Source organism: Streptomyces thermovulgaris, assembly GCF_002155915.1.
Taxonomy (GTDB): domain Bacteria; phylum Actinomycetota; class Actinomycetes; order Streptomycetales; family Streptomycetaceae; genus Streptomyces; species Streptomyces thermovulgaris.
In genome coordinates this window covers 1-11,372 of sequence record NZ_MUME01000052.1, presented here as the reverse complement: position 1 = coordinate 11,372, position 11,372 = coordinate 1, and the positions used below count along the sequence as shown (strand labels likewise).

Here is an 11,372-nt window from a genome sequence, read left to right as displayed (position 1 = left end):
ACCCCCACCGCCGTCCGCAGCGGCCCCGCCCGGCCCGGCGCCGACACGGCCTGTGTGGCCCGCGACTGGGACGTGCCCGCCCTCCTCGAGGGCGTTCAGGACGACGACCCCCGGCGTCCTCAGGACGAAACTCCTCATCGAAAGGCTGGCCAGTGAGCACCGAAGCGTATGTGTACGACGCGATCCGCACCCCGCGCGGGCGCGGCAAGGCCACCGGCGCCCTGCACGGCACGAAGCCCGTCGACCTGGTGGTCGGCCTCATCCACGAGATCCGCGACCGCCTCCCCGGCCTGGACCCGGCCGCGATCGACGACATCGTGCTCGGCGTCGTCAGCCCGATCGGCGACCAGGGCTCCGACATCGCCCGCATCGCCGCGATCGCCGCCGGACTGCCCGAGACGGTGGCCGGTGTGCAGGAGAACCGCTTCTGCGCCTCGGGCCTGGAGGCCGTCAACCTGGCCGCCGCCAAGGTGCGTTCCGGCTGGGAGGACCTGGTCCTCGCAGGCGGCGTCGAGTCGATGTCCCGGGTCCCGATGGCCTCCGACGGCGGCGCCTGGTTCAACGACCCGATGACCAACCTCGCCGTCGACTTCGTGCCCCAGGGCATCAGCGCCGACCTGATCGCCACCCTCGAGGGCTTCTCCCGGCGGGACGTCGACGAGTACGCGGCCCTGTCCCAGGAGCGCGCGGCCACCGCCTGGAAGGAGGGCCGCTTCGACCGCTCCGTCGTGCCGGTGAAGGACCGCAACGGGCTGGTCGTCCTCGACCGCGACGAGCACATGCGCCCCGGCACCACCGCCGACTCCCTCGCCGCCCTCAAGCCGTCCTTCGCGGACATCGGCGAGCTCGGCGGCTTCGACGCCGTGGCCCTGCAGAAGTACCACTGGCTGGAGAGGATCGACCACGTCCACCACGCGGGCAACTCCTCCGGCATCGTGGACGGCGCCTCGCTCGTCGTCATCGGCTCCCGGGAGGCCGGCGAGCGCCACGGCCTCACCCCGCGCGCCCGGATCGTCTCCGCCGCCGTCTCCGGCTCCGAGCCCACCATCATGCTCACCGGCCCCGCCCCCGCCACCCGCAAGGCGCTCGCCAAGGCCGGCCTGACCATCGACGACATCGACCTCGTCGAGATCAACGAGGCCTTCGCCGCGGTCGTGCTGCGCTTCGTGAAGGAGATGGGCCTGTCCCTGGACAAGGTCAACGTCAACGGCGGCGCCATCGCCCTCGGCCACCCGCTCGGCGCCACCGGCGCGATGCTCCTCGGCACCCTCGTCGACGAACTGGAGCGCCAGGACAAGCGCTACGGCCTCGTCACCCTGTGCGTGGGCGGCGGCATGGGCATCGCCACCGTCGTCGAGCGCGTCTGACCCGTCCCAGCGGCGCCTTCCCCCTCAGACCTCAACGGAGACCTGTGACATGACCGAGAGCACCACCATCCGCTGGGAACAGGACGACACCGGTGTCGTCACCCTCGTCCTGGACGACCCCGGCCAGTCCGCGAACACCATGAACCAGGCGTTCCGCGACTCCTTCGCCGCCGTCGTGGACCGCCTGGAGGCCGAGAAGGACGGCATCCGCGGCGTCATCCTCACCTCCGCCAAGAAGACCTTCTTCGCCGGCGGCGACCTGCGCGACCTGATCCGGGTCACCCCCGACACCGCCCAGGACCTCTTCGACGGCAGCCTCGCCCTCAAGCGGAACATGCGCCGCCTGGAGACCCTGGGCAAGCCGGTCGTCGCCGCGATCAACGGCGCGGCCCTGGGCGGCGGGTACGAACTCGCCCTGGCCTGCCACCACCGCATCGCCCTCGACACCCCCGGCACGAGGATCGGCTGCCCCGAGGTGACCCTCGGCCTGCTCCCCGGTGGGGGCGGCATCGTCCGCACCGTACGGCTGCTGGGCATCGCCGACGCCCTGCTGAAGGTGCTGCTGCAGGGGCAGCAGTACACCGCGCGCCGCGCCCAGGAACACGGCCTGGTCCACGAGGTGGCCACCAGCCGGGACGAACTGATGGCCAAGGCCCGCGCGTTCATCGACGCCCACCCCGAGGCGCAGCAGCCCTGGGACAGGCCTGGTCACCGCATCCCCGGCGGCACCCCGGCCGACCCCAAGTTCGCCGCCAACCTGCCCGCCTTCCCGGCCAATCTGCGCAAGCAGACGAACGGCGCCCCGTACCCGGCCCCGCGCAACATCCTCGCCGCGGCCGTCGAGGGCGCCCAGGTCGACTTCGAGACCGCCCAGGTCATCGAGACCCGCTACTTCGTGGAGCTGGCCACCGGGCAGACCGCGAAGAACATGATCCAGGCGTTCTTCTTCGACCTGCAGACCGTCAACTCCGGTGCCGGCCGCCCCCAGGGCGTCGAGCCCCGCCAGGTCCGCAAGGTGGCGGTCCTCGGCGCCGGCATGATGGGCGCGGGCATCGCCTACGCCTGCGCCCGCGCGGGGCTGGAGGTCGTCCTGAAGGACGTGTCCCTGGAGAACGCCGTCAAGGGCAAGGGCTACTCCGAGAAGCTGTGCGCCCAGGCCGTCGCCAAGGGCCGCACCAGCCAGGAGAAGGCGGACGCGCTGCTGGCCCGCATCACCCCCACCGCCGAGGTCGCCGACCTCGCCGGCTGCGACGCGGTGATCGAGGCCGTCTTCGAGGACCTGGCCCTCAAGCACAAGGTGTTCCAGGAGATCGAGCAGGTCGTCGCCCCCGACGCGCTGCTGTGCTCCAACACCTCCACCCTGCCCATCACCACGCTCGCCGAGGGCGTGGAGCGCCAGGCCGACTTCCTCGGGCTGCACTTCTTCTCGCCCGTCGACAAGATGCCGCTGGTCGAGATCATCAAGGGCCGGCGCACCGGCGACGAGGCACTGGCCCGCGCCTTCGACCTGGTCCGGCAGATCGACAAGACCCCGATCGTCGTCAACGACTCGCGCGGATTCTTCACCTCCCGGGTGATCGGCCACTTCCTCAACGAGGGTGTGGCGATGGTCGGCGAGGGCATCGAGCCGGCCTCCGTCGAACAGGCGGCGGCCCAGGCCGGCTACCCGGCCAAGGTGCTGTCCCTGATGGACGAACTGACGCTCACCCTGCCCCGCAGGATCCGGGACGAGGCGAAGCGGGCCGTCGAGGAGGCGGGCGGCACCTGGTCCCCGCACCCCGCGGAGGCGGTCATCGACCGCATGGTGGACGAGTTCGGCCGCACGGGACGCAGCGGCGGCGCGGGCTTCTACGAGTACGACGAGGAGGGCAGGCGGACCCGGCTGTGGCCTGGGCTGCGGGAGCACTTCACCAGGCCGGGGCACCGGATCCCGTTCCGGGACATGCAGGAGCGCATGCTCTTCTCCGAGGCGCTGGATGCGGTCAGGCTCCTGGAGGAGGGCGTGCTGACCTCCGTCGCCGACGCCAACGTCGGCTCCCTCCTCGGCATCGGCTTCCCGGGCTGGACCGGCGGCGTACTGCAGTACATCAACGGCTACGACGGCGGCCTGCCGGGCTTCGTGGCACGCGCGCGGGAACTCGCCGAGCGCTACGGCGAGCGGTTCACCCCGCCGGCCCTGCTGCTGGAGAAGGCGGAGAAGGGGGAGACGTTCACCGACGCCCGCTGAGGAGCGGCCCGGCCCTCGGACGAGTGCGGCCCGGCTCTCAGCCGGAGGAGCCCCGGGGACCCGCTCCCCGGGGCTCCTCCGGCCGGCCGGCGCCGATCCACTCGCGCAGCTCCTGCCTGAGCGAGCGCTGGAAGACGGTGAGCAGCGCCTGCACCACCAGAGGGTGCATATGGGCGGACAGGGACTTCACATCCTCCGTGTCCCGTTCGGCGACCGCGCCGCGCAGCAGCGCCGACAGCTCGTGGGCGGCCGCGCGCGCGTGCCCGATCAGCGCCGTGCGCGCGGCGAGGACCGTCTCCTGGGACAGCGGTACGTCGAGCAGCTGCACCCCCAGCCGCAGCAGCCCGGAGTCGACACGGAAGGCGTCCCCGTCGGCCGTGACCACGTTCAGAGCCGCCAGCCGCTCCACGTCCTCGTCGCTCAGCGCCCGCCCGGCGCGCTGCTCCAGCTCGGCCCGGGTGAGCGTCTCGACCGTCTCGGGGGCCCAGGAGGCGACCACCGCCCGCTGGACGGCCAGGTCGTGCGGGGTGAGATCCGGCGGCAGCTGCCGCAGATGACGCTCGATCGCGGCCAGCGTCATGCCCTGCTGCTGCATCTCCTCGATCAGCGCCAGACGCGCCAGGTGCTCCGGCCCGTAGTGACCCACCCGGCGCGGACCGATCACCGGCGGCGGCAGCAGGCCCCGACTGCTGTAGAAGCGGACCGTGCGCACCGTGACACCGGCCCGTGCGGCCAGTTCGTCGATCGTGAGGGGCGGCTCGTCGGCGTCGGTCGTCATGTACAGCAGTATCACTGTCCCACCAACACTGTGAAAGCCCTGTCCGCGGTGCGCCCCGGGGCACACGAAGCAGCGGCTCGGAGCCCGTTCCGTTGTCGGAGGCGGCCCCTGCGGTGGCGCCATGCCGAGGATCACGTACGTCCGGGGCGACGCCGCCGCGCCGCCGGGTGAGGGCACCAGGGTGATCGCCCAGGTCTGCAACGACGCCGGCGGCTGGGGGAGGGGTTCTGTGTCGGCCCTCTCCCGGCGCCGGCCCGAACCGGAGGCCGACTGCCGTGCCCGGTGCCGCGACCGCGCGGGGAACGACTTCGGCCTGGGCGCCGTCCGGCTCGTCCGGGTCGAGCCGTCCCTGTGGGTGGCCAACATGATCGGCCAGCACGGCATACGGCGGACCACCACCAGGAAGGCCCCCGTGCGGTACGAGGCGATCGACACGGCCCTGGGCCGGCTCGCCGACCGGGCGGCCGGGCTCGGCGCGTCCGTGCACATGCCCCGCATCGGCTGCGGCCTGGCCGGCGGCAGCCAGGGGGTGTCGTGCGGATCGTGCCGCAGGTCGCGGGGTTCGGCACGCGCATCTGCGGCGTTGCCGTCACTCGCCGACGCTCCGCGTCGACTCCCTCCTCCGCCTTGCATCTGCACGCACCGGATCCCGCTCGACTCGGCTGCAAGGGCACCGCTCATCGGAGCCGGCCCGACCCGCACGACACCCCCTGGGACCGGATCGAACCGCTGATACGAAGGCGGCTGGTGGAGCGGGGGATCGCGGTGACCGTGCACGACCACGACGAGTGAGGCCGGGCGGCCGGGGCGGTCACTCCGTCCCCGGCCGCCCGGCCGCCGCTCAGTGGGTGTGCACGTCGTTCGTGGCCTGGATCTTCTTCCACGACTTCGGCTGCGCGGGAGCCGGGTCCTTCGCCAGGGACGCCGCCCGTGCCGCGGGAGCCGGCGGCTTCGACGGCTGGAACAGCCAGGTGTCGAAGAGCGCGGCCAGCGGCTTGCCCGAGATCTGCTCGGCGTACTTCTGGAAGTCGGCCACGGACGCGTTGCCGTAGGCGTGCTGCCGGGGCCAGCCCTTCAGCAGGGTGAAGAACGCCTCGTCGCCGATCTCGTTGCGCAGTGCCTGGACGGCGAGCGCACCCCGGTCGTAGACCGCGGCGTGGAACTGCTTGTCCGGGCCCGGGTCGCCCGGCTTCACCGTCCAGAAGGGGTCGTCGGCGGGGTACGAGGCGTACACGTAGTCCGCCAGCTGCTGTGCCGTGCCCTCGCCCTCGTGCTCGGACCACAGCCACTGGGCGTAGCGCGCGAAGCCCTCGTTGAGCCAGATGTCCTTCCAGCCCTTGACGGACACGCTGTCGCCGTACCACTGGTGGGCCAGCTCGTGCACGACGACGGAGGTGTTGGAGCCGTTGGCGAACTGCCTCGGGCTGTAGTACACCCGCGACTGCGTCTCCAGCGCGTACCCGGCCTTCGTGTTCGGGACGTAGCCCCCGGCCGAGCTGAACGGATACGGCCCGAGGTAGCCGGTCAGCCAGTCGAGGATCTCACCGGTGCGCTCCACGCTCGCCCGGGCCGCCCCGTCGTTGTCGCCGAGGTCCTTGCTGTAGGCGTTGATGACCGGGACGCCGCTCTCCGACGTGCCGGTGGTGATGTCGAACTTACCGAGCGCGAGCGTGGCCAGATAGGTCGCCTGCGGCTTGTTCTCGCGCCAGTTCCAGCGGGTCCAGCCCAGCCTGGAGCTGGTCGACTGCAGGGTGCCGTTGGAGATCGCCTGCGTGCCGTCCGGCACCGCCACCGACACGTCGTAGGTGGCCTTGTCGAGCGGGTGGTCGTTGCTGGGGAACCACCACCAGGCCGACTCGGGTTCGCCCGCCGCGACCCCGCCGTCCGGGGTGCGCTGCCAGGCGGTGAACCCGTAGGCGCTCTTCGACGACGGCACCCCGCTGTAGCGGACGACCACCGTCATCGGCGTGTCCTTGGCCAGCGGGGTCTTCGGGGTGACCACCAGCTCGTGCTGACGGGCGGTGGTGAACCCGGCCTTCGCGCCGTTGACCCGCACTTCGCTGACGTCCAGCAGGAAGTCCAGGTTGAAGCGGGAGAGGTCCTGCGTGGTCCGTGCCGAGATCGTCGCCGTGCCCGACAGCTGGTCCGTCTCCGGCTGGTAGGTCAGCCTGAGGTCGTAGTGGGAGACGTCGTAGCCGCCGTTGCCGTAGTCGGGGTAGTAGGGGTCGCCGATCCCCGGTGCACCGGGGGAGTGGGTCGCGGCCGATGCCGGGATCGCCAGCAGCAAAGTGGCCGCTGCCAGTGCGCCCGGCGCGATGATTCTGCGGTGCACGTCAGCTCCAAGTCGTAGGGGCACGTGGTCTGTTCGGACCTTAATGAGCTTTCACGCTCTTGAGCATGTCCATGACTTCCTTGTTCATGCGATCGCCATGCGGCCGTCATGCGCCCGGGACGCGCCGCGGACCCGGGAGCATTCCACCGCCGACCGTCACGAACATCGCACACCGGACACGTCGTGCGTGACCCGCCGCCCGGAGAGCACAACCGAAAAGGTGACAGGGTGTCATGGACCCCTCGCAAGAAGAACCAGTACGGGCCTTACACTCGGGCACCGTTGTCCGGCGGAGCGAAACCGCGGACCGGAAGGGAAGGTCACTCATGTTCCAAGACGCCCCCATCTACCACCAACTCATCGCCGAGCGCGGTGACGTACCCGCACGTGTACGTGACGCGGCGGCGGACATACGCAGGCGTCTGGAGGACGTGATGCGCACAGGGCAGCCACAGGCCGCCTTCGACCCCGGTCCGCCACCCCCGGACGCGGCCCCACGGCCCTCCGGCGCGACACTGCCGCCCGGACAGCAGCCCCCCGGACCGCAGGCACCTGGACCACGGCCGTCCGGGCCGCAGGCACCCGGACAGCTGCCGTCCGGACAGCTGCCGTCTGGGCCGCAGCCGTCCGGGCAGCAGTCGCCTGGACAGTTGCCGTCCGGACCGCAGCCGTCCGGGCAGCAGGCGCCCGGACCGCAGGCCCCCGGACAGCCGCCGTCCGGCCAGCAGCCGCCGTCCGGCCAGCAGCCGCCGCGCTGACGGGCCGTCGGCCACATCTCACGACACGGCCCCGGACTCGCCGGACGACAGTGCGGCGAGCCCGGGGCCGTCGGGTTGGCGGAGTTCGTTGCCGATGTGTTCGCCTCACTGCCGCGGCGGGATCAGCGGTGGTGGGGCGCGTGTTGTCTGCGAGGTCTGACGCTGGACGGCCGACGCATGTCGGTCCAGCCGATGACCGAGCGGCTGCCGGACGAGCAGCATGCAGGCTCTGCGGCAGTTCGTGAACCAGTCGCCGCGGGATTGGCTGCCGGTGCGGCGGCGGATCGCCCAGCGGCCGGCCGAGGTGATCACGCCCGAGGCATGGATGGTCGACGATGCCGCGGGCGAGCCCTGAGAGGCCGTTTCTGTTGGTGTGATCATTCATTGAGCCGTGCATGGCGGATCTGGTCGAGCGTTTGGTGCCGGACGAGTTGTGGACGCCACCGACCGGAATGGTGTGTCGCTGTCACTGGGCATCTTCGGCGCCGACCTGCACGACAGCCAGGCACTCGAGCCGCTCGTGCGCGGTATCCGCCCGTCCGCTCCCAATACGGCCCGCGCCGCCGGTGCCCGGCCAAGCTCCACGCCGACAAGAACTACGATGCGGCCACCTGCGGAAATGACTGCGCAAGCGCGGCATCCAGCACCGCATCGCCCGCAAGGGCACCGAGTCCTCCACGCGGCTCGGCCAACACCGGTGGGTTGTCGGGAGAACGGTGTCCTGGCTCGCCGGATGCCGGAGGCTCCACCGCCGCTACGAACGCAAGGCCGAACACTTCCTCGCTTTCGTCGACAGCGCCGCAGCCCTCATCAGCTGTCGCCGACTCGCCAACTGAAACGGCGTCCAAGTCCGGAGAACCCACAGCAGCACTGGACAGTGACCCTGCTGAGCCGTCACCCCAGTCCCCGACCCGCGGTTGCGGAGAAGGAACGCCACAACTGATCGGTGGTCGGCGCATGGACTATCCGTGGACTACCAACAGTGCTCCCACCGCGAGGAGGGCTCCGACCATCACCGCTGCTCATAGCTGGAGCGGCCTCCGGAGCCGCGTGCCAGCCCACCGCCCGGTGACCGCTGACATCCACTAGTGACATCAACAGTGGCGGACGCAGACAGATCCTCCTGGTGCCGCACGGACGGCGCTCACCACCGAGGCAGGCCCGGACAACGGCAGCCCAGTCCCTTGATCGAACTCCTGAAGCGGTGGTCACATGGCAGCACCGCCAGCAGCAATGACGGCAACGCCCCTCAGTGGCCCAGCACGGTGGCGGCGTAGGGCGATCGGGCCGCCCGGCCAAGGCTTGCATGCCGCTCTTCTGAGCACCTTGGCCAAGGCCCGGACTACGGCATCAAGAAGGTGCTGAGAGTTTTCCGGCTGGCAGTGGAACTGCTCGGGGTGGTTTGGGTGTTTGGGCTGTATGAGCAGGGATTGTGTCCCTAGACTGGTCATCCTGAGCCGCGACTGATGGGGGATCATGTGAGCGCTGAGATCGTGCAGTTGGTGCAGCAGGCGGGGCCGTATCTCTCGACTGCGGTGAGTGCGTACGGGGTGGCGGTGTTCTCCCGGGCGGAGAACGCAGCCGTGGATGCCACAGCGAATCTGGGGCGGCGAATCCTGCAGGCGGTGTGGCGCCGCCGGGACGAGCGGGGGCGGGCGGAGCTGGAGGCCGCGGTCCAGGACGCGGCCGAAGCGCCGGAGGATGAGGATGCGGCGGCCGCGGTGCGCCAGCAGATCAAGCGCGCCTTGCGTGAGGATGCCGAGTTGCGGGCCGAACTGGCCCGGCTGCTGCCCGCCTCTGGTGAGACGGTGCATGTGACGGCTGCGGGTGAGCGGTCGATTGCTGCCAAGACCATCACCACGGCCATCACCGGAGACCACACGACGATCCAGCCATGACCAACAGCAGCATGCCCAGGGACATGGGACCGCAGGCGACAGGTGTCCGATCCATGGCGGTGGGCGGCAATGTCGGTGTGGCGATCACCGGGGATGGCGCCCGGGTGGTGATGCTGCCGGCCGAGGCGGTGCGCTGGGCCCGGGAGGTGGAGGCGCCACCGGGGGCTGTGAACCTGCCGGGGTCCGCGTCCGGGCAGTTCGTCGGACGCCAGGACGAGCTGGCCAAGCTGCGCCGGATGCTGACGGATCAGGGGGAGGCCGCGGTCACCCAGATCTCCGGTGTGCGGGCGGTCCACGGGCTGGGCGGGATCGGCAAGAGCACGCTCGCCCTGCACTACGCCCACGCCTACCGGCATACGTACATGCTGGTGTGGTGGATCAACGCCTCCAGCAGCGAGCAGATCGTCACCGGCCTGGCCGGCCTTGCCATGCGGCTGTGCCCGCAGTGGGCGGCCACGGTGGGTGTGCAGGAGCGGGCGGCGTGGGCGATCCTGTGGCTGCAGTGGCATCCCGGCTGGCTGCTCATCTTCGACAACGTCGAAGACCCTGCCGACCTGCGCCACTATCTGGGCACGCTGCCGGACGGGCACCATCTGGCCACCAGCCGCATCGCCACCGGCTGGCACAAAATCGCCCCCACCATGGCTCTCGGCCTGCTCGATCCTGAGGCGGCCGTGGATCTGCTGTGCACCCTTGCCTTCGGACCAGAACACACCCCTACACCGAAGCAGCGTCGCGATGCCGCGGCTCTGGCCGCCGATCTTGGTCATCTGCCGCTGGCGCTGGAGCAGGCGGGTGCCTACCTGTACGAGACCGGTACCTCGCTGGCTGACTACCGGCAGATGCTCGGGCAGGTCATGGACACCGCCGCGGGCGGGATCGACCCTGAGCGCACCATCGCCCGGATCTGGCGCCACACCCTGGCCGCCGTCGAACGCCGCAACCCGCGGGCCGTCACCCTGCTGAACGCCATGGCCTGGCTCGCGCCCGACGACATCCCCCGCAGCCTGCTCGCTCCGCTCTGCCCCGACCCGCTCGCTCTCGGCGAGGCCCTGGGCGCGCTGCACGCCTACAACATGATCTCGTTCAGCGCCGACCGGCAGAGCGTCAGCGTCCACCGCCTGGTGCAGACCGTCCTGCGTTACCAGCCCGCCAGCTCCGACGGCTACCCACCGGGTCGGCAGGAGGCCGAACACCTCATCCAGCACGCCACACCCGACGAGGACACCGACACCTCTCAGTGGGAACGGCTTCTGCCCCATGTGATCGCCGTCGCCGAATCCACACCGCCCCACTGTCCGGCATCGACCGCCACCGCCGACGTCTACCACGCCGCCGCAGACTACCTGGACCGCCAGGGACGCGATGCCCACACCATCCCCCTGCGCACAGCCGCCCTCGCCCAGCGCGAGCAGGTGCTGGGCGACACCCACCCCCACACCCTGACCACCCGCAACAACCTCGCCTACGCCTACCAGGCGGCGGGAGACCTGAAGCGGGCCATCCCCCTGTACGAGACCACCCTCACCCAGTACGAACAGATCCTGGGCGACACCCACCCCCACACCCTGACCAGCCGCAACAACCTCGCCGGCGCCTACCAGGCGGCGGGAGACCTGGAGCGGGCCATCCCCCTGTACGAGGCTGTCCTCACCCAGTGCGAGCAGATGCTGGGCGACACCCACCCCCACACCCTGGCCAGCCGCAACAACCTCGCCGGCGCCTACGAGTCGGCGGGAGACCTGAAGCGGGCCATCCCCCTGTACGAGACCACCCTCGCCCAGCGCGAGCAGGTGCTGGGTGACACCCACCCCGACACCCTGACCAGCCGCAACAACCTCGCCTACGCCTACGAGTCGGCGGGAGACCTGAAGCGGGCCATCCCCCTGTTTGAGACCACCCTCGCCCAGTGCGAGCAGGTGCTGGGTGACACCCACCCCGACACCCTGACCAGCCGCAACAACCTCGCCTACGCCTACGAGTCGGCGGGGGACCTGAAGCGGGCCATCCCC

Annotated in this window: 7 protein-coding genes and 3 pseudogenes; 8 read left to right on the top strand and 2 right to left on the bottom strand. The window is 70.8% G+C overall.

Annotated features, from left to right (window positions below; all coding sequences use genetic code 11):
* Positions 1-152: 152 nt before the first annotated feature.
* Entirely contained in the window at positions 153-1,367 is a 1,215-nt protein-coding gene (locus CCN35_RS05825; RefSeq protein ID WP_067396890.1) for an acetyl-CoA C-acetyltransferase, read from the top strand.
* A gap of 49 nt (positions 1,368-1,416) precedes the next feature.
* Entirely contained in the window at positions 1,417-3,594 is a 2,178-nt protein-coding gene (locus tag CCN35_RS05820; protein WP_067396888.1) for a 3-hydroxyacyl-CoA dehydrogenase NAD-binding domain-containing protein, read from the top strand.
* A 37-nt stretch (positions 3,595-3,631) separates the two neighbouring features.
* On the opposite strand, the gene CCN35_RS05815 is transcribed toward CCN35_RS05820, so the two are convergent.
* Complete coding sequence (locus tag CCN35_RS05815; protein WP_086791736.1) at positions 3,632-4,372, bottom strand: MerR family transcriptional regulator; 741 nt, start codon at positions 4,370-4,372, stop codon at positions 3,632-3,634.
* A gap of 121 nt (positions 4,373-4,493) precedes the next feature.
* Between CCN35_RS05815 and CCN35_RS29235 the strand changes: the two are divergent.
* Together CCN35_RS29235 and CCN35_RS28865 are read left to right on the top strand one after the other, a co-directional pair.
* A pseudogene (locus tag CCN35_RS29235) lies at positions 4,494-4,892 on the top strand (macro domain-containing protein); the annotation flags it as partial.
* 14 nt (positions 4,893-4,906) lie between these two features.
* A complete protein-coding gene (locus CCN35_RS28865; protein ID WP_211285493.1) occupies positions 4,907-5,164 on the top strand; it encodes a hypothetical protein in 258 nt (85 codons plus the stop codon).
* A 49-nt stretch (positions 5,165-5,213) separates the two neighbouring features.
* On the opposite strand, the gene CCN35_RS05805 is transcribed toward CCN35_RS28865, so the two are convergent.
* Positions 5,214-6,704 (bottom strand): M1 family metallopeptidase, encoded by a 1,491-nt coding sequence (locus tag CCN35_RS05805; protein ID WP_067396886.1) that lies wholly within the window; start codon positions 6,702-6,704, stop codon positions 5,214-5,216.
* An 833-nt stretch (positions 6,705-7,537) separates the two neighbouring features.
* On the opposite strand from CCN35_RS05805, the pseudogene CCN35_RS27615 reads away from it, so the two are divergent.
* The 4 genes and pseudogenes from CCN35_RS27615 to fxsT all read left to right on the top strand — a co-directional run.
* Positions 7,538-7,805: pseudogene (locus CCN35_RS27615) on the top strand (transposase); the annotation flags it as partial.
* 102 nt (positions 7,806-7,907) lie between these two features.
* Positions 7,908-8,298: pseudogene (locus CCN35_RS27610) on the top strand (transposase); the annotation flags it as partial.
* Positions 8,299-8,940: 642 nt separating this feature from the next.
* A complete protein-coding gene (locus CCN35_RS05785; protein ID WP_086791734.1) occupies positions 8,941-9,360 on the top strand; it encodes a hypothetical protein in 420 nt (139 codons plus the stop codon).
* The coding region (gene fxsT, locus CCN35_RS05780; protein WP_245863020.1) for an FxSxx-COOH system tetratricopeptide repeat protein at positions 9,357-11,372 on the top strand (2,016 nt) is incomplete at its 3' end. The genes CCN35_RS05785 and fxsT, both read left to right, overlap by 4 nt.

Excerpts from the sequence above, each read along its gene's own strand:
- CCN35_RS05820 (WP_067396888.1), top strand. The coding sequence starts at position 1,417 with ATGACCGAGAGCACCACCATCCGCTGGGAACAGGACGACACCGGTGTC.
- CCN35_RS05815 (WP_086791736.1), bottom strand. The coding sequence starts at position 4,372 with ATGACGACCGACGCCGACGAGCCGCCCCTCACGATCGACGAACTGGCC.